The 22,605-nt window shown below is 73.6% G+C and carries 17 protein-coding genes; 11 read left to right on the top strand and 6 right to left on the bottom strand.

Annotated elements, in window-relative coordinates:
- Positions 1 to 53: 53 nt before the first annotated feature.
- Positions 54 to 815 (bottom strand): nucleotide exchange factor GrpE, encoded by a 762-nt coding sequence (grpE, locus tag ACQVFL_RS30950; RefSeq protein ID WP_396696555.1) that lies wholly within the window; start codon positions 813 to 815, stop codon positions 54 to 56.
- A gap of 48 nt (positions 816 to 863) precedes the next feature.
- Positions 864 to 2,762, bottom strand: coding sequence for a molecular chaperone DnaK (gene dnaK, locus ACQVFL_RS30945; protein ID WP_431728199.1), 1,899 nt, complete (start codon positions 2,760 to 2,762; stop codon positions 864 to 866).
- 219 nt (positions 2,763 to 2,981) lie between these two features.
- Here dnaK and ACQVFL_RS30940 point away from each other — a divergent pair, with 219 nt between their 5' ends.
- The 3 genes from ACQVFL_RS30940 (at position 2,982) to ACQVFL_RS30930 (ending at position 7,779) form a co-directional block, all read left to right on the top strand.
- Positions 2,982 to 4,802 carry an ABC transporter gene (locus ACQVFL_RS30940; RefSeq protein ID WP_431728198.1) on the top strand — a complete coding sequence of 607 codons (1,821 nt, stop codon included), beginning with the start codon at positions 2,982 to 2,984 and terminating at the stop codon, positions 4,800 to 4,802.
- A gap of 5 nt (positions 4,803 to 4,807) precedes the next feature.
- A complete protein-coding gene (locus ACQVFL_RS30935; RefSeq protein WP_431728197.1) occupies positions 4,808 to 6,487 on the top strand; it encodes a GTPase family protein in 1,680 nt (559 codons plus the stop codon).
- 71 nt (positions 6,488 to 6,558) lie between these two features.
- Positions 6,559 to 7,779 carry a hypothetical protein gene (locus tag ACQVFL_RS30930; RefSeq protein WP_431728196.1) on the top strand — a complete coding sequence of 407 codons (1,221 nt, stop codon included), beginning with the start codon at positions 6,559 to 6,561 and terminating at the stop codon, positions 7,777 to 7,779.
- Positions 7,780 to 7,784: 5 nt separating this feature from the next.
- Here the strand turns inward: ACQVFL_RS30930 and ACQVFL_RS30925 are convergent, their stop codons facing one another.
- Positions 7,785 to 8,717, bottom strand: a complete 933-nt coding sequence (locus tag ACQVFL_RS30925) for a hypothetical protein (protein ID WP_431728195.1) — start codon at positions 8,715 to 8,717, stop codon at positions 7,785 to 7,787.
- Positions 8,714 to 9,775, bottom strand: coding sequence for an SPFH domain-containing protein (locus ACQVFL_RS30920; RefSeq protein WP_431728194.1), 1,062 nt, complete (start codon positions 9,773 to 9,775; stop codon positions 8,714 to 8,716). The genes ACQVFL_RS30925 and ACQVFL_RS30920 overlap by 4 nt, the downstream gene beginning before the upstream one ends.
- A gap of 74 nt (positions 9,776 to 9,849) precedes the next feature.
- Between ACQVFL_RS30920 and ACQVFL_RS30915 the strand changes: the two genes are divergently transcribed.
- From ACQVFL_RS30915 to ACQVFL_RS30880, 8 genes are all read left to right on the top strand, one after another.
- Positions 9,850 to 10,554, top strand: a complete 705-nt coding sequence (locus ACQVFL_RS30915; protein WP_396696541.1) for an NUDIX hydrolase — start codon at positions 9,850 to 9,852, stop codon at positions 10,552 to 10,554.
- 88 nt (positions 10,555 to 10,642) lie between these two features.
- Positions 10,643 to 11,392, top strand: coding sequence for a hypothetical protein (locus tag ACQVFL_RS30910; RefSeq protein WP_431728193.1), 750 nt, complete (start codon positions 10,643 to 10,645; stop codon positions 11,390 to 11,392).
- Positions 11,393 to 12,030: 638 nt separating this feature from the next.
- Entirely contained in the window at positions 12,031 to 13,206 is a 1,176-nt protein-coding gene (gene pdhA / locus ACQVFL_RS30905) for a pyruvate dehydrogenase (acetyl-transferring) E1 component subunit alpha (RefSeq protein ID WP_396696537.1), read from the top strand.
- Positions 13,206 to 14,195, top strand: coding sequence for an alpha-ketoacid dehydrogenase subunit beta (locus ACQVFL_RS30900; RefSeq protein ID WP_396696535.1), 990 nt, complete (start codon positions 13,206 to 13,208; stop codon positions 14,193 to 14,195). The genes pdhA and ACQVFL_RS30900 overlap by 1 nt, the downstream gene beginning before the upstream one ends.
- A gap of 5 nt (positions 14,196 to 14,200) precedes the next feature.
- Positions 14,201 to 15,658: a dihydrolipoamide acetyltransferase family protein gene (locus ACQVFL_RS30895; RefSeq protein WP_431729918.1), complete on the top strand. Its 1,458-nt coding sequence runs from the start codon at positions 14,201 to 14,203 to the stop codon at positions 15,656 to 15,658.
- A gap of 210 nt (positions 15,659 to 15,868) precedes the next feature.
- Entirely contained in the window at positions 15,869 to 16,006 is a 138-nt protein-coding gene (locus ACQVFL_RS30890) for a hypothetical protein (RefSeq protein WP_162854370.1), read from the top strand.
- 341 nt (positions 16,007 to 16,347) lie between these two features.
- Positions 16,348 to 18,969 carry an LppU/SCO3897 family protein gene (locus ACQVFL_RS30885; protein WP_431728192.1) on the top strand — a complete coding sequence of 874 codons (2,622 nt, stop codon included), beginning with the start codon at positions 16,348 to 16,350 and terminating at the stop codon, positions 18,967 to 18,969.
- A 117-nt stretch (positions 18,970 to 19,086) separates the two neighbouring features.
- The gene (locus tag ACQVFL_RS30880; RefSeq protein ID WP_431728191.1) at positions 19,087 to 20,922 is read left to right on the top strand and encodes an NHL domain-containing thioredoxin family protein; all 1,836 of its coding nucleotides are present in this window, start codon (positions 19,087 to 19,089) and stop codon (positions 20,920 to 20,922) included.
- Between the two features lie 89 nt (positions 20,923 to 21,011).
- On the opposite strand, the gene ACQVFL_RS30875 is transcribed toward ACQVFL_RS30880, so the two are convergent.
- On the bottom strand, positions 21,012 to 21,761 hold the full coding sequence (locus ACQVFL_RS30875; protein WP_396696529.1) for a LamB/YcsF family protein: 750 nt from the start codon (positions 21,759 to 21,761) through the stop codon (positions 21,012 to 21,014).
- On the bottom strand, positions 21,745 to 22,584 hold the full coding sequence (locus tag ACQVFL_RS30870) for a biotin-dependent carboxyltransferase family protein (protein ID WP_431729917.1): 840 nt from the start codon (positions 22,582 to 22,584) through the stop codon (positions 21,745 to 21,747). Before ACQVFL_RS30870 ends, ACQVFL_RS30875 begins: the two co-directional genes overlap by 17 nt.
- Positions 22,585 to 22,605 lie beyond the last annotated feature (21 nt).

Here is a 22,605-nt window from a genome sequence, read left to right as displayed (position 1 = left end):
CCGTCCCGCCCGCCGGAGTTCGGCGGGTGGAACGGCCCGGTCACCGTCGTGCACTATTCCGGGTCGGCGACCGCGACCATCGCGGGCCGCAACAGCCGCTCACCGATCTGGTAGCCCCGACGCATCACCTGCACGCAGGTGGGCTCGGTGACGTCGGCCGAGGTCTGGTGCGCCACGGCCTCGTGCAGCGTCGGGTCGAACGGGTCGCCCTGCTCGCCGAACGGGGTCAGCCCGAACTTGCCCAGCGCGGTGGTGAGTTGCTCGGCCACCGAACCGAACGGACCGACCAGGTCACCGTGTTCCCGGGCCCGGTCCAGGTCGTCCAGGATCGGCAGCAGCGCGGCCAGCACCGAGCCGGTCGCCTGCTCGGTGACCAGACCGCGGTCCCGCTCGACCCGCTTGCGGTAGTTGGCGTACTCGGCGGTGACCCGTTGCAGGTCCCGAGTGCGCTCCTCCAGGTCGGCGCGGAGCGCCTCCACCTCCGCACCGAGCCCGCGACCGGCCGTCTCGGACGGCTCCCCGACCGGCTTGGCCGGGGAGTCCACCACGGGCGGGCCCTCGGTGGTCGGTTCGCTCAGCGCCTCGGCCTCGACCTCGATCGCGTCGACCACGACCTCGGCGTCCTCGACCAGCCCCTCGGCCGACACGTCGGAGCCGGCGTCAGCCGCCGCCCCCTCCGGCTCGCGGGTCTGGTTGATCTTGCGGTTGTTGCGGATGACGACGCGCGGCGTCTCGCCGGCGGTCGGCTCGGACGCCGAGCCACCCGGCGCCGACCCGGTGTCGCCCGGGTCAGCGGCTCGTGGCTTCTCCGTCATACGACTACCTCATCCCTCTGCCCGTGCAGATCGCCTCGACCAGGACCGTCACTTCTTGTCCTCGTCCACGATCTCCGCGTCGACCACATCGTCCTGGCCGGGCCGCGCACCGCCGGCCGGACCGCCGGTGGCACCGGCCGCACCGGCACCGGCAGCTCCCGCACCGGCAGCACCGGCCGCGCCGCCCGGCTCGCCACCCGGGGCCTGCTCGGCCTGCTGCGCGTAGAGCAGCGAGCCCGCCTCCTGCGAGACCTGCGCCAGCCGCTCGTGCGCCGACTTGATCTTATCGATGTCGCTGCCGCCGAGCGCGCCGCGCAGCTCACCGAGGGCCTCGTTCAGCTTGTCGCGGTTCTCGGCGGGCAGCTTGTCGCCGTTCTCGGCGAGGAACTTCTCGGTCTGCCACTGGAGGGCCTCGGCGACGTTGCGGCTCTCGGCCTCGTCGCGCCGACGCTTGTCCTCCTCGGCGTGCTCCTCGGCGTCCCGGCGCATCCGCTCGATGTCATCCTTCGGCAGCGAGGAGCCGCCGGTGATGGTCATCTTCTGCTCCTTGCCGGTGCCCAGGTCCTTGGCGTGCACGTTGACGATGCCGTTGGCGTCGATGTCGAAGGTGACCTCGATCTGCGGCACGCCACGCGGGGCCGGCGGGAGACCGGTCAGCTCGAAGGTGCCGAGCTTCTTGTTGTACGCGGCGATCTCGCGCTCACCCTGGAAGACCTGGATGAGCACCGACGGCTGGTTGTCGTCGGCGGTGGTGAACACCTCGGACCGCTTGGTCGGGATGGTGGTGTTGCGCTCGATCAGCTTGGTGAAGATGCCGCCCTTGGTCTCGATGCCCAGGCTCAGCGGGGTCACGTCGAGCAGCAGGACGTCCTTGACCTCGCCCTTGAGCACACCGGCCTGGAGAGCGGCGCCGACGGCGACGACCTCGTCCGGGTTGACGCCCTTGTTGGGGTCGCGGCCGGTGAGCTGCTTGACCAGCTCGGTCACGGCCGGCATCCGGGTCGAGCCACCGACCAGGATCACGTGCTCGACGTCCGAGACCTTGATCCCGGCGTCCTTGACGGCCTGCTCGAACGGGCCCTTGCAGCGGTCCAGCAGGTCCTGCGTCATCCGCTGGAACTCGGCGCGGCTGAGCGTCACGTCCAGGTGCAGCGGGCCGGCGGAACCGGCGGTGATGTACGGCAGGTTGATGTTGCTGGTGGTGGCGGCGGACAGCTCGATCTTGGCCTTCTCCGCGGCCTCCTTGAGCCGCTGCATCGCCATCTTGTCCTGCGACAGGTCGATGCCGTGCTCGCCCCGGAAGGTCTTCACCAGGTGGTCGATGATGCGCTGGTCCCAGTCGTCACCGCCGAGCAGGTTGTCACCGCTGGTCGACTTGACCTCGATGACGCCCTCGGCCAGTTCCAGCAGCGACACGTCGAAGGTGCCGCCACCGAGGTCGAAGACCAGGACGGTCTGCTCCTTGGAGCCCTTGTCCAGGCCGTACGCCAGGGCGGCCGCGGTCGGCTCGTTCACGATCCGCAGCACGTTGAAGCCGGCGATCTCACCGGCCTCCTTGGTGGCCTGACGCTGGCCGTCGTTGAAGTACGCCGGGACGGTGATCACCGCGTCGGTGATCTGCTCGCCCAGGTACGCCTCGGCGTCCCGCTTGAGCTTCATCAGCGTCCGGGCCGAGATCTCCTGCGGGGTGTACTTCTTGCCGTCGATGTCGACGGACCAGTTGGTGCCGATCTCCCGCTTGACCGAGCGGATCGTCCGGTCCGGGTTCGTCACCGCCTGGCGCTTGGCCACCTCGCCGACGAGCACCTCGCCGTTGCGGGCGAACGCGACGATCGACGGGGTCGTCCGCGAGCCCTCGGCATTGGCGATGACGGTGGGCTCACCGCCCTCCAGGACGCTGACGCAGGAGTTCGTCGTGCCGAGGTCGATACCGACCGCACGTGCCATCTTCGCTTCCTCGCTTCGTAACGTTGAGCAGGTGACGGTCCCCCCGTCGCCCTGACCGGCGGTGTCGCCCACAGCGACCCCACCTCAAGTTGAGTGAACTTGACTCAATAGTGCCACGCTCCCCGGAATCGTCAAGTCAGGGTTGAGTCGGGTTGGCGCAAGTCACCGTTCGGTACCGACTGGTTGTCTTACCTTGTGTCGGTCGGGCACGCTTTAGCGGTGACGACGAACGGCGATCCCGCCTCACCTTTCGGCACGCCCGCCGTCGCAGCCCGCACCGGCTCCACCGGCGGGGAGGACCGGCCCGCGGCATTCGGGGACGACGCCCTGCCCGCCGCGCTGACCAGCCTGCGGGCCGCGATCGGAGCGGCGCGTTTCCCGCTGGTCCTGCCCTCGGCGGAGCCCGCCGGCCGGACCGCCACCGCTCTCGCCGACCAACTCGACGACTACCTGCTGCCCCGGCTCTCCCGCCTCGACGCGCCGCTGCTCGTGGTGGTCGGCGGGTCCACCGGTGCCGGCAAGTCGACCCTGGTGAACAGCCTGGTCCAGGCGCGGGTCAGCGCCGCCGGGGTGCTGCGCCCGACCACCCGCTCCCCGGTCCTGGTCTGTAATCCGGCCGACTCGCCCTGGTTTCGTCGTGGGGAACTGCTGCCCGGGCTGACCCGCACCAACCAGCCCAGCGACGACCCGCGCTCGCTGCACCTGGTCACCGCGCCGGCCCTGGCCCCCGGGCTCGCGTTCCTGGACGCTCCCGACATCGACTCGGTGGTCGACGCCAACCGCGCGCTGGCCAACCAACTGCTCGCCGCCGCCGACCTCTGGCTCTTCGTCACCACCGCCGCCCGGTACGCCGACGCGGTGCCCTGGGAACTGCTGCACGGCGCCCGGGCCCGCGGCGCGGTCATCGCGCTGGTGCTCGACCGGGTGCCCGCCGAGGCCACCGACGAGGTCGCCGCACACCTCGCCGAGATGCTGGCCGAGCAGGATCTCGGCGCGGCGCCGCTGTTCGTCCTGCCGGAGACCTGGGTCGACGGCCAGGGGCTGCTGCCGGACCGGGTCACCGCGCCACTGGCGGACTGGTTCGCCCGGCTGGCCGCCGACGCCGACGCCCGCGCGGCGGTGGTCCGGCAGACCCTCGGTGGCGCACTGGCCGCGCTGGCGCCGTCGGTCGAGAGTCTGGCCGTCGCCGCCGACGAGCAGGTGACCGCCGCCGACGCCCTGGACGAACGGGTACTGGCCGCCTATCGGGCCGCGAACCGGATGGTCGAGCAGGGCCTGCGCGACGGTCGGCTGCTCCGGGGCGAGGTGCTGGCCCGGTGGCAGGAGTTCATCGGCACCAGCGACCTCTTCCGCAGCCTGGAGGCGCGGATCGGGCGGCTGCGCGACCGCCTGACGGCGGCGTTCAGTCGACGCCCGGCCCCCGCCGTGGAACTGCGCGACGCCATCGAGTCCCAGTTGACGACGCTGCTGCGGGGCGTGGCCGCCGAGGCGGCCGAGCACGCGTACACCGGGTGGAAGGCGCATCCGGCGGGTGCCGCACTGCTCACCCCGGATCTGGCGCACCATTCGGCCGATCTGCCCGAGCGGGCCGAGCGGCTGGTCCGGGACTGGCAACGCGGGGTGTTGGAGCTGGTCCGGGCCGAGGGCGGTGACCGGCGCTTCGTGGCCCGTACGGCGGCGTACGCGGTCAACGCCACCGGATTGGCCGTCATGATCGCGGTGTTCGCCTCGACGGCGTTCATCCCGACCGGCCTGGAGGTCGCCACCGGAGCCGGCACCACCGTCGCCGGTCAGGCCGTACTCCAGGCGATCTTCGGTGACCAGGCCGTCCGGACGCTGGCCGCGAAGTCCCGGGAGGATCTGCTGGACCGGGTACGCGCGCTGCTCGACGAGGAGGCCGCCCGGTATCTGGACCGGACCGACCAGGCCCGCCCGGCGGCCCGGCACGCGGCGGCGCTGCGTGAGGCGACCGCCCAGGTGGAGGCGGCCCGGTCGCGCAGCGGCTTCGCCACGGACGATCGCAGTGGGGCGGCAGCGTGATGGGCATGGGGGGACGTCTCCGCGAGGCGTTGCGGATCAGCGACGGACGGGTGGACGCGGACCAGTTGGCCGCCCGGTTGGAGGCGGTGCACCGCTTCCTCGGGCTCGTCGACGGATACCTGCCGGACACCCCGCTGAGCCCGGCGCGCACCCTGGTGGAACGCGCCGGCACCCGGTTGTCGCTCTCCCGTGACCACACCGTCGTCGCGCTGGCCGGTGCCACCGGCAGCGGCAAGTCGAGCCTGTTCAACGCGATGGCCGGCAGGAACCTGTCGCCGGTCGGCGTCCGCCGCCCCACCACCGGCGTGACCCACGCCTGCGTGTGGGGTCCGCTCGACGGCGGTACCCGGTTGCTCGACTGGCTCGGCGTACTGCCCAAGCACCGGTTCGTCCGGGAGAGCCTGCTCGACGGCGACGACGAGTCCGCCCTGCACGGGCTGATCCTGCTCGACCTGCCGGACTTCGACTCGGTGCAGCACACGCACCGCCTGGAGGTGGACCGGCTGCTCGGCCTGGTCGACCTGGTGATCTGGGTGGTCGACCCGGAGAAGTACGCCGACCGGGTGGTGCACGCCGCCTACCTGCGGGAGTTCCAGCGGCACCGGGACGTGACCCTGGTCGTGCTCAACCAGGCCGACCGGTTGCCCCCGGCCGAGGTGCCCCGGGTGCTGGCCGACCTGCGCCGACTGCTCGACGCGGACGGGCTGGACGGCGTGCCGCTGTTGGCCACCACGATCGTCGACCCGAGCGGCCACGAGGTGCTGCGGACGGAACTGGAACGCACGGTCGCCGAGCGGCAGGCGGCACTGCGCCGCCTCACCGGCGACCTGGACGCGGTCGTGGACACGTTGGACGACATGGTCGGGGCACCCCGGTCGGCCCTCGCCGCCGACGACCCGGCGGTGGCCAAGCTGGACCGGGCGTTGAGCGCGGTGGCCGGGGTGCCGACCGTGCTCGACGCGGTCGAGCAGGCGTACCGGCACCGGGCCGCGTCGAGCACCGGCTGGCCGCTGGTGCGGTTCTGGCGGCGGCTGCGACCCGATCCGCTGCGCCGACTGCACCTGGCCGGTGCGCAGCCCGCCGGGGACGACCCGGAGCAGGCTCTGGCCGCCGCGACCTCCGTGCCCGAGCCTGGCGCCGCCGACAAGTCGGCGTTGGCGCTTGCCCTGCGTACGGTGGCCGAGCGGGCCGGTGAGGGTTTGCCGAGCGCCTGGCCGGCGGCGGTGAGCGCGGCGGCCCGCTCGCGCCTCGCCGACCTGCCGGACGCGCTGGACCGCGCACTCGCCGGCACCGACCTGGGCCTGAGCCACCCCCGCACCTGGTGGCGTCTGGTCGGCGGGTTGCAGTGGGTGGTGACCGTCGCGGCGGTGGCCGGGTTGGCCTGGCTGTTCCTCGGCTACGCGCTGCGGATCCTGGGGCTGCCCGAGTTGGAGCATCCGATGGTCGGCGAGGTGCCGACGCCGACGCTGCTGCTGCTCGGCGGGTTGCTGGCCGGACTGCTGCTGGCCGCCCTGACCCGGCCGATCAGCCGGTGGGCGGCCGGTCGGGCACGCCGTCGGGCCGAGACCCGGCTGACCAGGGCGATGGGCCAGGTCGGCGAGGAGTACGTGCTGTCACCGGTGCGGGCCGTGATCGCCGCGCACGCCGACGCGCGGACCGTGCTGGAGGTCGCCCGGCACCGTTGAGCCCCGGTCGGGGCCACGCCCGTCGGTTCGCTCGGCACGTGACTGCGCGGCAGGCGGCGTAGTGTCGGGTCATGGCCACGCCACAAACCCCTTACGACGCGGTGCTGCACGCCGCGCGCGACGTGACCAAGCTCGATACCGCGCTGGACGCGGAGATGCTCGGCGCGGCACTGCTGGGCAGTGTCTACGAGGTGGCGGAGACCGACCGGGAGACGGCGATCCGCGAGTTCGTGGGCGGGTTCCTCGCCGCCACCTCGCGACGGCGGACCGCCGCGGCGACCACCGTCCGCGCGGTCTTCGCCGCCCTGGTCCCGGACGCCACCGGCGCCGACCGGGTACGCCCCGGCGCCACCGCACCGACCTGGTCCGGGCAACTCGGCAAGGTGCACCTCACCGGCGCGTGGGCGTACGGCGACGTGTACGGCGACCAGACCTCCTATCTGGCCACCTTCGCCTACGACGACGCCACCGGCGGTCCGGAGCACGCACTGGTGGCCCTGGTCGACCACAACATCGGCATCACCAAGGACGTCTTCGTCGGCGGGCCGGCGGCACGGATCCTCGACCAGGTCCGGCAGCTCTGCGCCGACGACGAGCTGACCTGGTTCCGGGAGGAGGACCCGACCCGGATGCGCGACGAGGTGGGCCGGCACCTGGCGGTGACCGACCGCCTGGGGCAGTTGCCGGGCGCGGGCTCGCTGGCCACCGACCGGGCCCTGGTCGGGGCCAGGCTGGCGGTGCTACCGGCCACACCGTCGGCATCGGATCGGCCGGACGACGAACCGCTCACGGAGACCGAGCGGTCGGACCTGATCCGGCGTTTCCTGGCCTCGCCGGAGGCGGCACGGGCCGGGCTGGACGCCATCGACGGCGGGGATCTCGCCTCCCTGCACTTCTGCCTGGGCCTGCTGCTGGACCACGCGGCCACCTTCCCGGACACCGACCCGCTGCGCTGGAGCCCCACCGTGGCCGGGCTGTTCCTGCTCGACTGGGTGCACCGGCGGGCCGTACTCGACATGGACGACGCGGCGATGCTGCCGCGGGTGTTGCGTGCCTTCACCGCGTACGCGGCCCGCAAGCGGGGGCTCCCGGCGTCGGCGGTGACCGCGACGGACGACGCGATCGAGGAGATGGTGCCGGAGTTCGTCCGGCTCTACGCCACCGGTGAGCGGCGCAGCCCGGCGACCGCCGCCGTCGCCCAGTTGATGGCCGACGGCGTCGACCCGGACGACCCGGCCGCCCTGGACGCCTGGATCGAGGCCAACCGGCACCGCCTCGCCGACGACGGCTGACCGCGTCACGGCTCGACCAGGGTGAGTCGGCGGGGTGCGACGTCGACGGTGAGGCGCTGCCCCCAGTCGAGCGTGAGCCGGTCGGCCTCCAGCCCGTCGGCGAAGACCACCAGGCCGTCGGACTCGGCGGTCAACTCCAGCCGCTCGCCGTCGTCGAGGCGGCCGGCGGTGAGGCTCACCCCGGTCACCGGGGACGGCCACGCCTCCCGGACGAACCAGCACAGGGCCGCCTCCTCCGGGGCGGGCGGGCGTGGCGCCCCCGGACGTTCCCGCGCGATGGACGCACACCAGCCGGTCGCGCCCGTACCGCTGCCCACCACCACGCCGGAGGATGAGTGCCGTTCCCGGCGTTCCCGGCCGTCCACCGGCACCGAGAGCAGGTAACGGGCGGACTGGTGGGAGGCGTGGCCGACGTACACCTCGTTGAGGCCGAGGAGTTCCTGCCCGTCGTCGAGGGCGGCGCGGACCATCGCCCGGGAGCGGGTCGTCGCGCGCTGTGCCGCCACCGCCGGTAGCAGCGCGGCCAGTCCGTCGGCCCGGTGCCGGACCAGCACCCCGGCGTTGCGGCCCGGTTCCGGGTCGACGCCGATCACCGGCTGCCCGGTCAGGTACTTCGCCACGTTCGCGACCAGGCCGTCCGGCCCGACGGCGACCACGACGTCCTCCGGCGCGAACAGGAAGCGCGGCAGGTCGTCGCGGTCCACCGCACCGCGTCGCCAGTCCGCCGGCACGGCGGCGCCGACGGTGGTCAGCGCCGCCGCCAACGCCTCGTGCCGGTGGATCACCTCGGTCAGCGACCGTCCCCGGGCGGCCAGATACCACTCGGCGGCGGCCCGGGTGCCGTGCCGGGCCAGCAGTTCGTCCAGCTCGCTGCGCCGGCTGACCACCACCACCCGGGGCGCCAGGCCCGGTCCGGCCCACCCGTCGGGGCGGCTCATCGGCCCGGGGCCAGCCGACCGAGCAGGTCGGTCAGCATGTCCGGAGTGACGGTGAGCTGGCCGATCTGCGGCAACTGACCGGCGAGTTCCCGGACGGTCAGGGCCCGCAGCACGTCCGGCGGCAGCTCCGCGTACGCGGCCAGTCGGGCCGCCTCCGCCTCTGCCTCGGCGTGCCCGACGGCGCGTACGCCCTCGGCCTTGGCGGCGGCCAGCATCCGATCCTTCTCGGCCTCGGCGGCGGCGAGCACCCGGGCCCGGTCGGCGGCAGCGGCGTCGGCCACCTTGTCCCGGTCGGCCCGTCCCTGGGCGGCGGCCAGCTCGGCGGCGGCCTCCAGCTCGGCCCGGCGGTGGGTGTTCGCGCCGTGCTGCTCGACGAGCTGTTGCTCGCGCCGGGCCAGTTCGATCTTGTTCTGGAGTTCGTTCTCGGCGATCGCGCGTTCCTGCTCGACGGCCTGCGCCCGGCGGGCGTAGGTGGCCCGGTCGGCCTGGACCTGCACCGCCTCCCGGGTGGGGGTCTGCAGGGCGCGTTCCAGCTCCGGCTCGGGCCGGATCGCCACCACCCGGGCGCTGACCACGGCCACCCCGATGTCGGCCAGCCGTGCTTCGGTGGCCAGCGCGTCGGAGACCGCCTCGCGGACCGGTGCGACGGTGGTCAGCGCCTCGGCCAGCGGCACCCGGGCGAGCAGGTCGAGGGCGGGTTGCTGGGCCAGCTCGGCGAGCAGGGTGGCCACCTGGTCCAGCGGGCGGGCCCGCGCCCTGCCGGTGCGCGGGTCGACCGAGAAGTCGAGCCGACCGGCGGCCAGCGCCGGGTCGGCGACGCGGTAGGTGACGGTGGCCTGCACGGTGATGTCGGCGAAGTCGCCGGTGCGGGCGTGGAAGAGCAGCGGCAGCTCGCGGTCGTCCACCGGCACCTCGCTGAGCACTGCGCCCAGTGGGCGGTACCAGAACGATTGGCCCACTCCCTCGCGCCGGATCCGCCCGCCCACGTGCAGGCGCACCCAACTGGTCGGGGTGCCGCGCAGGTGGCGCAGGAACAGTCGCCTCGTCACGTCGGCCATGACTCTCGCCTCCCTTTGTCGTCTACACGACGATAAAGGGTCTGCTACTTTGTCGTCAAGGTGGTGATAAAGAGATGGCCGAGTACCCGCCCTTCGCGGTGACCGTCGATCTGGTCGTGCTGACCGTGCGCGCGGAGCAGCTCTGCGTCCTGCTGGTCCGGCGCGGCATCGAGCCGTACCTGGACAGGTGGGCGCTGCCCGGCGGGTTCGTCGGGATCGACGAGGACCTGGCCGCCGCCGCCACGCGGGAACTGGCCGAGGAGACCGGCCTGGCCGAGCCGGCCGGACACCTGGAGCAACTCGGCACGTACGGCCGCCCCGGCCGGGACCCGCGCGGCCGGGTGGTCACCGTGGCCTGGCTGGCGCTCCTGCCCGACCAGGCCAACCCGGTGGCCGGTACGGACGCCGCCTCGGCCGACTGGCTCCCGCTGGCGCGACTGTCCCCCGGTCAGCTCGCCTTCGACCACGAACGGATCCTGGCCGACGGCCTGGAACGGGCCCGGGCCAAGCTGGAGTACACCCCGCTGGCCGCCGCGTTCTGCCCGCCCGAGTTCACCGTGGCCCAACTCCGGGCGGTCTACGAGACGGTCTGGGGGACCTCCCTCGACCCGCGCAACTTCCATCGCAAGGTGACCGGCACACCGGGCTTCCTGGACCCGGTCGGCCGCGCCACCGAGGGCGAACGGGGTCGACCGGCACAACTGTTCCGACGCGGCCCGGCCGCGCTGCTGCACCCACCGATGCTGCGACCCGAACCGGCGCGCCCGAGCGAGGGCTGAAGCCCCGGACCCGCAGCGCTCCGCCGGCTCGTGCGCGCGTGGCTCGGCCGGCCGCTCAGACGGCCCTCAGCGCTCGGACGCGGACCCGGTGGACTCCGGCGCACACCCCCGCGTCCGCAGCCGGAACCGGGCGCGCGACCGGGCGCTGCCGTTGCCGTCGGACGGCGGCGGCACCGGCCCGGGCAGGAGGCTGGACGGCGGGTCGGTCGGATCGGCCGGGTCACCCGAGGTGGTCGGGCCGCCCGACGGCGGGTCACCCGTCCCCGTCGGCCCGTCCGAGACGGTCGGATCGGTCGAGGCGGTCGGGCCGGTGGACTCCGACGGGTCCAGCGTGGCGCCCGGGTCGGTGGAGATGCTCGGGTCGACCGACGTGGTCGGGGAGGCGGGCGGGTCGGTCGGTGACGGCGAGGGCGAGGGCGAGGCGGTGGGCGGCGGCGGGCTCGGCGAAGGGGTGGGCCTCGGCGTACGGCTCGGTGCCGGAATGGGGGCCGGCGTGGTTGCGGGCGGTCGGGGCGCCGGAAGCGGGGCCGGTGGTTCCGGGCGGTGGTCCGGTGACGGCGCGAACGGCCACGCGGCCGGCATCGGACGCCGCTCCGACCCGGGATCGGTGGGCGGGGTGGCCGGACCGACCGACGGCAGCGCGGGTGCCACGGTGGCCGGGGTACCGCCGGGCGGCGGTGGCGGGATCACCACCGGGCCGACCGAGGGCGTCGGGATGAACGGCGGCGTGCTGCTGCCCGGGAGGGCGCTGCTGCCGACCGTCGCCGACCCGGTGCTGATCGCGGCCAGCACCGGCATCGAGGCCGTACCGGCGAGCAGCGCCACGGTCAGCAGATAGCCCCGGGAGGGCGCGGTGGTGCGTGCGGCACGGTGGGCCCCCACCACCCGGCGGTAGCCGCCGGGCACCCGGTGCCGGCCGAGGATCGGCCCCCCGGGACCCTCACCTGGTTCGGACACCACACACTCCTCGTCGTCGACCCTGACCGGAGCCGCCGACGCGGTCCCGACGGGACCGTCTGAGCTGGTTCGGGGCCCGCGCGATCAGCGTGGTTCAGTGACTCTGCGTCGGCCAACCCCACACCGCGTGTCGACACGCTTATCTGGCCGAATGGTGGCAAACCATCACCGGATCGGTCGCGCGTCGTTCGACCCGGCACTCCGGTATTTCAGGTAACGAAGTGGGCCCGTCCTGGGACGCGGGGCAGGTGGAGTGTGGGACGGCTCACCTCTGATGCGAATATGGAGCCACGACGGCAGCGCAGCCGCGACCTCCGCGCACCCACGCGGCAGGCGCGACTGGGCACCGGCGCTCCCGAACCGGGTTCAGCCAAGAATCCGGCTCTGGCCACGCGGCAACCCCCACCGGGGCTATGCGTGGCCGCCAGGAACCGATCCCGGCACCAGCCGGGGCGGGCGCACGAGTCGCGCGGCCGGGTGACCCCCCGGTGCCGACGCAGACACGACAGGGAGAGACGGATGGCAAAGGGCGACCCCGGGGCCGGCCCCCGCGGCCGGCGAGCCGCACCCCGATCCAGGAAAGCCGCGACCGGCGACCCGGAACTCGTACAACTGCTCACCCCCGAGGGTGCGCGCGTCGACAGCGTGACCGGCCCGGACGGCGTCGAGTACCGCGTCGACTTCACCGACGAGGAGTACCGCGGCCTCTATCGCGACCTCGTGCTGGTGCGGAAGCTGGACGCCGAGGCGACGGCCCTGCAACGGCAGGGCGAGCTGGGCATCTGGGCGAGCCTGCTCGGCCAGGAGGCGGCCCAGGTCGGTTCCGGCCGGGCACTGCGGACCCAGGACATGGCGTTCCCCACCTACCGCGAACACGGCGTGCTCTACTGCCGGGGCATCGACCCGATCATGCCGCTGAGCCTGTTCCGCGGGGTCGACCAGGGCGGTTGGGATCCGAACGAGTTCAAGTTCAACATGTACACGATCGTCATCGGGGCACAGACCCTGCACGCGACCGGGTACGCCATGGGCGTCGCGATGGACGGCAAGACCGGCACCGACGACGGCGAGGCCGTCATCGCGTACTTCGGTGACGGTGCCACCAGCCAGGGCGACGTCAACGAGTCGTTCGTCTGGGCCGGCGTGTTCAACGCCCCGCTGGTGTTCTTCTGCCAGAACAACCAGTACGCCATCTCCGAGCCGCTGGAGCGGCAGACCCGCATCCCCCTGTACCGACGCGCCGCCGGTTTCGGCTTCCCCGGCATCCGGGTCGACGGCAACGACGTGCTGGCCACCTACGCGGTGACCCGGCACGCGCTGGACAACGCCCGGCACGGGCAGGGCCCGAGCCTGATCGAGGCGTACACGTACCGGATGGGGGCGCACACCACCTCCGACGACCCGACCCGCTACCGGATCGCCAGCGAGGTCGAGGCCTGGCAGGCCAAGGACCCGATCGCCCGGGTGAAGGCGTTCCTGGAGCGCGAGAAGATCGCCGACGACGGCTTCTTCACCGAGGTCGACGAGCAGGCCCGGCGCGAGGCCGTGGACCTGCGGGAGCGGGTGCTGGCCATGCCGGACCCGGAGCCCACCACGCTCTTCGACCACGTCTACCCCAACGGGTCGCCGCTGCTGGACGCGCAGCGTACGGAGTTCAGCCGGTACCTGGAGTCGTTCGAGGGGAGCGCGCACTGATGGCCACGGAGACGCTCACCCTCGGCAAGGCTCTCAACACCGGTCTGCGCCGCGCCCTGGAGAACGATCCGAAGGTCGTCATCATGGGCGAGGACGTCGGCAAGCTCGGCGGTGTCTTCCGGATCACCGACGGGTTGCAGAAGGACTTCGGTGACCAGCGGGTCATCGACACCCCGCTCGCCGAGTCGGGCATCATCGGCACCGCCGTCGGGCTGGCCATCCGCGGCTACCGCCCGGTCTGCGAGATCCAGTTCGACGGCTTCGTCTACCCGGCGTACGACCAGATCGTGTCGCAGGTGGCGAAGATGCACTACCGCTCGCGCGGCAAGCTGAACATCCCGATGGTGATCCGGATCCCGTTCGGCGGCGGCATCGGCGCGGTGGAGCACCACTCGGAGTCCCCCGAGGCGTACTTCGCGCACACCGCCGGGCTCAAGGTCGTCTCCTGCGCCAGCCCGCAGGACGCGTACGTGATGATCCAGCAGGCGATCGCCTCGGACGATCCGATCGTGTTCCTGGAGCCGAAGCGGCGCTACTGGGAGAAGGGCCAGGTCGACCTGGACGCCCCGCTCTCCGAGGCGTACCCGCTGCACTCGGCTCGGGTGGTGCGGGGCGGCAGCGACGTCACCCTGCTCGCGTACGGCCCGATGGTGCGGACCTGCCTGGACGCGGCGACCGCCGCCGCCGAGGACGGCCGCGAGCTGGAGGTCATCGACCTGCGCACACTCTCCCCGCTGGACCTCGGCGTGGTCTACGAGTCGGTGCGGCGCACCGGTCGCGCGGTGGTGGTGCACGAGGCACCGTCCAACGTGGGCCTCGGCGCGGAGATCGCGGCCCGGATCACCGAGGAGTGCTTCTACTCACTGGAGTCCCCGGTGCTGCGGGTGACCGGCTTCGACACCCCCTACCCGGCAGCCCGGGTGGAGGAGGAGTACCTGCCCGACCTCGACCGGGTGCTCGACGCCGTCGACCGCTCCTTCGGCTGGTGAGCGGCATGTCCCGGATCAAGGAGTTCAACCTGCCCGACCTGGGCGAGGGCCTGACCGAGGGCGAGATCCTCGGCTGGCTGGTCAAGGTGGGCGACACCATCGAGCTGAACCAGCCGATCGTCGAGGTGGAGACCGCCAAGGCGGCGGTGGAGATCCCGGCGAAGTGGGCCGGTCAGGTACACGCGATCTTCCACCCGGAGGGCACCACGGTCGAGGTCGGTACGCCGATCATCGCGATCGACACCGACCCGGGCGCCGGACCGGTCGAGTCCTCGACGACCGGTGCGCCCGCCGGTGACCTGCCCACCCCCTCGGCGGCCTCGCTGGCCGCCGTCGAGGTGGCACCGGCCGAGGGCGCGGTGGAGCCGGGTCTGATCGGCGGCCCGGCACCGGGTGGCCGCACCGCCGTCCTGGTCGGATACGGCCCACGGACCACCACGGCCAAGCGCCGTCCCCGCAAGGGCGGCGTCCCGGCGCAGGCCACCGCCGCACCGGTCACACCTGTGCCTGCGCCGGTGACGCCCGTGGCGGCTCCGGTCGCGCCTGCGGTGAACGGCAACGGTCGGGCGCTGGCGGGCGCGGTGTTGGCCAAGCCGCCGGTGCGCAAGCTCGCCAAGGACCTCGGTGTCGACCTGGGCACGCTGACCGGGTCCGGGCCGTCGGGCTCGATCACCCGGGAGGACGTGCAGCGGGCCGCCGCACCGGCCGCCGCCGAGCCGCTCACGGTCACCGCCTCGCAGACGGCGGCAGCCAGCTTCGGCGCCGACCGCGAGCAGCGCATCCCGGTCAAGGGGGTACGCAAGCTCACCGCCGAGAACATGTCCCGCTCCGCCTTCACCGCCCCGCACGTCACGGAGTTCCTGACCGTGGACGTGACCCGGACGATGAAGGCGCTGGACCGGCTGCGCGGACGGCGGGAGTGGCGGGACGTACGCGTCTCGCCGTTGCTGCTGGTCGCCAAGGCGGTGCTGCTGGCGGTCCAGCGTCACCCGATGGTCAACTCGACGTGGGCCGGTGACGAGATCGTCGTCAAGGAGTACGTCAACCTCGGTATCGCGGCGGCCACCGAGCGGGGCCTGATCGTGCCGAACGTCAAGGACGCCGGTCGACTCACGCTGCGCGAGTTGGCCGACGCGTTGACCGACCTGGTGCAGACCGCCAAGGCCGGGAAGACCTCGCCGGCCGACATGTCCGGTGGCACCCTGACCATCACCAACGTCGGAGTGTTCGGGGTGGACACCGGTACGCCGATCCTGCCGCCGGGCGAGTCGGCGATCCTGGCCTTCGGCGCGGTCCGGCAGATGCCCTGGGTGCACAAGGGCAAGGTGAAGCCGCGCATGGTCACCACGCTCGGCCTCTCCTTCGATCACCGCATCATCGACGGTGAGCTGGGCTCGAAGTTCCTGCGCGACATCGGCGACTTCCTCGCCGATCCGGAGGCGGCGCTGCTCGCCTGGACCTGACGGTCCCACGACGGTCGGTGTGCACGGGTGGACGCCCGACACACCGGCCGTTGCCGTTGGATGACGAAACCTTCTTCACCGATGGCAGTAGACCTAAGATTCGTAGGCTGGTGGCTCAGCTCACCTAATAATCGCTGGATGTTCCGCCCTGCTTGCGGTTCAATAGAGACATCGAGGGGCCGACAACCGAATAGCAGGAGGAGAACCCCCATGAGCATGATCGAGCGAATCCGCAGCCGCCGCGACGCCAGCCGCCGCGCCCGCGCCATCGAACGGGCCCTGCGCTCCGCGAACTCGCCGGCGGTCCGTGACGAGATCCTCGTCATCGCCCAGCGTCACATGCACTGACGCAACACGACGTTAATCACCTCCTCCAGATCGACGACCCGCCCGGGTGCCCCGGGCGGGTCGTCGGCGTTCGACCGGCCATTGACACCGGGATACCGCCCCGCCGCACCGCCCGGTACGGTGGGGCACGGTCGTCGTCCACGGCCGAGAGAGGTCGAGGCGATAGAAGCACCTCGACACCGATCGACGACGGACGGTGACGACGAACGCTCCCCGCGAGCCCATCGGCGGCCACCGGGATACGGTGCGGGGAGCCGGCACGGCCGGTACGCCGGCACCGCCGGCTGCCCTGCCGAGACCATCGGCGACGGCGGCCGACATGTGATGGAGGAGGCGCACACATGACGTCCGAGGGCCCGCACCGCCCCGGCCAGGAGCCGGACGAGGTGCCGCCGGGCGGCGGACCGGTGCCATACGGCGACCGATCGGCTCAGCCGGACGGCGGGTACGGCGCAAGCGCCCCCGACCTCGGCTGGGCTCCCCCGCCGCCCGCGCGACCCGACGCACCCGCACCCTCCTGGGCGAACCAGCAGGGTGCCCAGTGGGGCAGCGCGCAGGCGACGCGACAGGCGGACGCCCCGCCCCCCGGCAACTGGGACCAGGCTCAGCAGCAGTGGCCGGGCCAGGCCGACCAGGCCCCACCGGCCTGGGCGACGCCACCGGCGCAGTCCACTCCGGAGCAGCCCGCCTGGGCCACCGGCGGCCAGCAGAACCCGGCGTGGGGTGCCCCCACATCGGACGCCCCGCAGCAGCCGGAGTGGACGCCGCACCAGCCCACGTCCGGCCAGCCCGACTGGGCCACCGCGCAACCGACCTCCGGCCAGCCGACCTCCGGCCCGGCCAACGGTTGGGGTGCCGGCCAGCAGCCGGAGTGGGCCACCGCGCCGCGAGGCGACGATCACACCCCCGGTTGGGCCGCCACGGCGTCCCCGCCCGAGCCGGCCCAGCCCGAGTGGGCCCCGACCGAGTCGCCGGCACGGGCCACCGCGCAGGTGCCGCCGCCCAACCCGGCACCGCACCAGCCCGGCACCGACGAGCCGGGCCGACCCGGCGCATGGCAGCCCGAGCAGCAGGAGCAGCCCGCCTGGGCCACCGGCCAGCAGCGCGAGCCCACCCCCGGCTGGCCCGGCGACCAGCAGCCCGAGAGCTGGCAGCAGAGCGGTGACCGCCCGCCGCAGCCCGACTGGGCCACCCCGCAGCCGGACCCGCCGGCCGACTGGGCGAACGCCCGTGCGGCAGCCGAGGAGCGGCCGCAGTGGGCGACGCCGCCCCAGGATCAGTCCGCCCCGGCGTGGGCCCCGTCCGAGCCCGCCACCGGGGCGGCCCGGCCCACCGACACCGCTCCGCCCCCGACCTGGGCACCCGGCGGAGAGCCGCTGCCCTCGCGTACCGCCGCCGACCGGCCCGGACTGACCAACGTGGAGCCGTGGGCGCCCGGCGAGGCGTGGGGCAACAGCGGCGCGGCGGAGACCGGCTCCGGCCAGGCCGACGTCGACCCCTCGGCGGGTCGGGCCGGAGACGCCCCGATCTACCAGCCCGCGCCCGCCCCCGGCATCCTGCCGAGCAACAAGGTGCCGTTGCCGCCACAGGAGCAGCGGGTACCCGGGGCCAGCCTGGCCTCCGCACCGCCTGCCGACTACGGCCAGCCGGCGGCGTACGGCTCCGACCAGGCCGGGCCCGGCGACCAGCCGGGCGGCGGCGTCGCCTGGGGCCAGCCCGAGCAACGGCACGACGACCCGCAGGCGTCGGCCCCGGTCATCCCCGCGCCACGCACCAGCCCCGAGGCCGGTCGGGCCGTCCCGCCGACGGCCGCCGCCGGTGGGGTCTCCGCGAGCGCGTCGGTGCCACTGGCCAGCCGGGTGACGCCGCCCGCCGACCACCCGGCACACCCCGCCGGGCCGCCCGCCGCGCAGTCGCGGGTGTACGGTCGCCCCACCCGCTCGGAGTCCGGAGAATCCGGCCCGGAGCGGGACGAGCCGCCGGTACCCCGATTCGACCAGAGCCCGGAACCGCACTTCACCGACCGCGAGCCGCCGCACGGTGGGCCGGGCACCTACTCCGGGTCGGCTGCTCCCGGCTCCCCGGTGGCGGCTCCGGCCTTCCCGGCCGGGATGCCCTCCTTCGCCGACTCGCCGCCGACCAACCGCCCGGTCAACGGCACCAAGCCGCACCCGGAGCCGGAGCGCCCCGCCGACCCGTTCGGCGGCCAGCCCGGCGGCGACCGATTCGGCGCTCCGCCCGGCGGCGACCCGTTCGGCGCTCCGGGCACCGCCCCGTCCTTCGGCGGCACACCCGGTGACCGCTTCGGCGGTGCGGGCAACGACCCCTTCGGCGGGCCGCCCGGCGGCGACCGCTTCGGGGCTCCGGGCGGTGAGCCGTTCGGTGGTTCGTCCGGCGGCGACCGCTTCGGCGCTGCGGGTGGTGAGCCGTTCGGTGGTCCGTCCGAACGTCCGGGCGGCACCTACGGTGCCAAGCGTCCCGAGCCGGGCGCCGACCACACCGCCGCGTTCCCGCCGCCGGGGCAGTCGCCGCCGCCGTGGGGCGCGAACGCGGGCGCCGGTTCCGGGCCGTCCGACCCGGAACAGGGTCGCTTCGACTCCTTCAAGCCGGTCGCCGAACCGGCTCCGGAGGCCCCGGCGCCGAAGGTCCGCAACGGTCGGGTCCTCGCCGCAGTGCTGGTCGCCGCAGTGCTCATCCTGGCCATCCCGCTCGGCCTGCTGCTGCTTCTCGGCAAGATCGGCGGATCGAACGAGGCAGGCACCTTCGACCCGGCGGTCGGGTCCTGCGTCAAGCGGTCCGGCAACAGCGCGGTGTCCGCCAACTGTGACGAGACCGACGCCTTCACCGTGGTGTCCAAGGTCGAGACCCGGGATAGCTGCCCCGACCCGGCGATGCCGCTGGTGGAGCTCCGGGGCGTCTCGTCGAACCCGTTCCTCTGCCTGAAGCCGGCGACCGAGAGCTGACGCGTCACATCGGGGGCGGGGCACGGTGACCGTGCCCCGCCCCCGATGTTCGTGCACGCAGGCGCGGACACCGAGGTCCGGCCGGTCCGTGCCCGCCGGTAGGGCACGATGGGACGCATGAGTGCACGCGTACGGGCACCCGAGCTCCGGGGCCGGGCCTGGTTGAACACCGGCGGCAAGGACCTGCGTTTAACGGATCTGCGGGGTCGCGTAGCGGTCCTGGACTTCTGGACCTTCTGCTGCATCAACTGCCTGCACGTACTCGACGAACTGCGCCCGCTCGAAGAGAAGTACGCCGACGTCCTCGTCGTGATCGGTGTGCACTCACCCAAGTTCGAGCACGAGAAGGACCCGGACGCCCTGGCCGCCGCCGTCGAGCGGTACGGCGTGCACCACCCGGTGCTCGACGACCCCGAGCTGGACATGTGGCAGCAGTACGCGGCCCGTGCCTGGCCGACCCTCGCCGTGGTCGACCCGGAGGGGTACGTGGTGGCCACGATGGCCGGTGAGGGTCACGCCGAGGGGCTGGCCCGGCTGATCGACGAGTTGGTCGCCACCCACGAGGCGAAGGGCACCCTGCGGCGGGGCGACGGCCCGTACGTGCCACCGGCCGAGCCACGGACGACGCTGCGCTTCCCCGGCAAGGCGGTGGCCCTGCCCGGCGGCGGCTTGCTGGTGTCGGACTCGGCCCGGCACCGGGTGGTCGAGCTGGCCGACGACGGCGAGACCGTGGTCCGCACCGTCGGCACCGGCAGCCGGGGTCGGGCCGACGGACCGGCCGAGGCCGCCACCTTCTCCGAGCCGCAGGGCCTGTGCCTGCTGCCCGAGCACGTCGCCGAGGTCGCCGGTTACGACCTGGTGGTCGCCGACACCGTCAACCACCTGCTCCGCGGCGTACGACTGGCCACCGGCGAGGTGGTCACCGTGGCCGGCACCGGCCGTCAGTGGCGCTCCACGGTCGACGGCCACGCGCACGACGCGCTCTCGATCGACCTCTCCTCGCCCTGGGACCTCGCCTGGTACGACGACCGGATCGTCATCGCCATGGCCGGCATCCACCAGCTCTGGTGGTTCGACCCGATCAAGCGCACCGCCGGGATGTACGCCGGCACCACCGTGGAGGCGCTGCGGGACGGGCCGTTGGCCGAGGCGTGGCTGGCCCAGCCGTCCGGGCTCTCGGTCTCCGCCGACGGCACCCGCCTCTGGGTGGCCGACAGCGAGACCAGCGCCGTCCGGTACGTCGAGAACGGCGTCCTGGGCACCGCCGTGGGTCAGGGGTTGTTCGACTTCGGCCACGTGGACGGGCCGGCGGCGCAGGCGCTGCTCCAGCACCCGCTCGGCGTCTGCGCGCTGCCCGACGGGTCGGTGCTGGTCGCCGACACCTACAACGGCGCGGTGCGCCGCTACGACCCGGCGACCGACCGGGTCTCCACGGTGGCCGCCGACCTCGGCGAGCCGAGCGACCTGGTGCTCATGCCCGACGGGGCGGTGCTGGTGGTGGAGTCGTCCGCGCACCGGATCACCCGGTTGGCCCCGGGTGCGCTCTCGGCGGCCGGGGCGGACACCGTCGACGGCCCCCGGCACCGCACCGAGCGCAAGCCGACCGGCCTGGCCGCCGGGGAGGTGGTGCTGGACGTCGTCTTCACTCCGGCGCCGGGGCAGAAGTTGGACGAGACGTACGGCCCGTCGACCCGGCTGGTGGTCTCCGCCTCGCCGCCGGAGCTGCTGCTGGAGGGGGCGGGTACCGGCACCGACCTGTCCCGCCGCCTGGTGCTCGACGGTGCGGTGGCCAACGGCGTGCTCCAGGTGACCGCGCAGGCGGCGACCTGCGACGCGGACGTGGAGCACGCGGCCTGCCACCTGACCCGGCAGGACTGGGGCGTGCCGGTACGCGTGGTCCCCGATGGTGGGAGCCGTCTCCCGCTGGTACTGCGCGGCATGGACGCCGGCTGACCGTTGAGGTGAAAGGAAGGGTTCCCTGCTAACGCCTGCGGTATAGCAGGGGACCCCTCCTCACCTCGGTCAGCACCGCTCGGCACCGCTCAGCCGAACGCCGTCGGCGTCACCCCGGCGTCGATCAGGGCGGCGCGGACGAGTTCTGCGGCGGCCACCGCGCCCGGGCTGTCACCGTGCAGGCAGATCGACTCGACGACGCACGGGATCGCGCTCCCGTCCACGGCCGTCACCGCCCGCTCGGTGGCCATCCGCACCGCCCGGTTCGCCACCTCCTGCGGGTCGGTGACCAGCGCGTCCGGCGACGTACGCGGCACCAGCCGACCGTTGGGCAGGTAGTTACGGTCGGCGAACCCCTCGGCCACCACCCGCATCCCGGCACCTTGGGCGAGCTGGGCCAGCACCGAGCCGGGCGGGCAGAGCAGCGGCAGGTCCCGGTCGAAGTCGTCGACCGCCGCGACGATCGCCGCCGCCGGCATCTCCTCGCACGCCGCCGCGTGGTACAGCGCCCCGTGCGGCTTGAGGTAACGGACCCGGGTGCGGTACGCCCGGCAGAACGCGTTGAGCGCCCCGAGCTGATAGAGCACCTCGTCGCGCAGCTCGGCGAACTCGTACGCGATGGCCCGCCGTCCGAAACCGGCCAGGTCCCGGTAGCCGACCTGCGCACCGATCGCCACGCCGCGCTGCGCCGCCGTGGCGCAGACCCGGCGCATCGTGGGCGCGTCCCCGGCGTGGAAGCCGCAGGCGACGTTGGCGGAGGTGATCAAACCAAGCAGGGCCTCGTCGTCGCCGAGCGGCCAGATACCGAATCCCTCACCGAGGTCAGCGTTCAGGTCCATGAAATCTGACCGTAGTGCCTGGACGGGCCTGCGCGAGCGGGGTCACGTCGTCCACCACCGCGATGACCGGATAGCCGCCGGTAGTGGGATGGTCGGCGAGGAAGACCAGCGGTTGGCCGTCCGCCGGCACCTGCACCGCACCGAGGACGATGCCCTCGCTGGGCAGCTCACCGGCCACCGCGCGGGGCAGCGGCGCGCCGGACAGTCGCGCGCCGACCCGGTTGCTCAACGGACTCACCTGGTACGCCGTACCGAGCAGCCGGTCCAGCGCGACCGGGGTGAACCAGTCCTGCCGAGGGCCGAGTCGTACCGTCAGGTGCAGTTCCGCCGGGAACGGCGGCGGCACGGTGAGGTCGACCGGCGCGGGCGGACCCGGCTGGACGCCGAGCGGCAGCAGGTCGCCGTCGCGCAGTGGTGCCGGTCCGAGCCCGGCGAGCGTGTCCGTGGACCGGCTACCCAGCACCGGGTCGACCGCGACACCACCGGCCAGCGCCAACCAGCAGCGCAGGCCCCGTCGGGCGGGACCGATCCGGAGCACCGTCCCGCCTGGTACGGCCAGCGGGCGACCGGTGTCGCCGGGCCGCGTACCGACCCACACATCGGCCTCGGCACCCACCACCGCGACCGTGGTGGCCCGATTCACCCGCAGGTCGCAGCCGGTCAGCGTGATCTCCAGTCCGGCCGCCGACTCCGGATTGCCGACCAGGCGGTTGGCCAGCCGCAACGCCGCCGGGTCGAGCGCACCGGCACGCGGCACCCCGAGATGGGCCCAGCCGACGCGGCCCTGGTCCTGCACCGTGGTCAACGCCCCAGCCCGCACCATCTCGACGATCGCCGCCTCGAC

Origin of the sequence: Verrucosispora sp. TAA-831, assembly GCF_050780145.1 — a bacterium.
Taxonomy (GTDB): domain Bacteria; phylum Actinomycetota; class Actinomycetes; order Mycobacteriales; family Micromonosporaceae; genus Micromonospora.
This window is presented reverse-complemented; position numbering and strand designations above follow the sequence as displayed.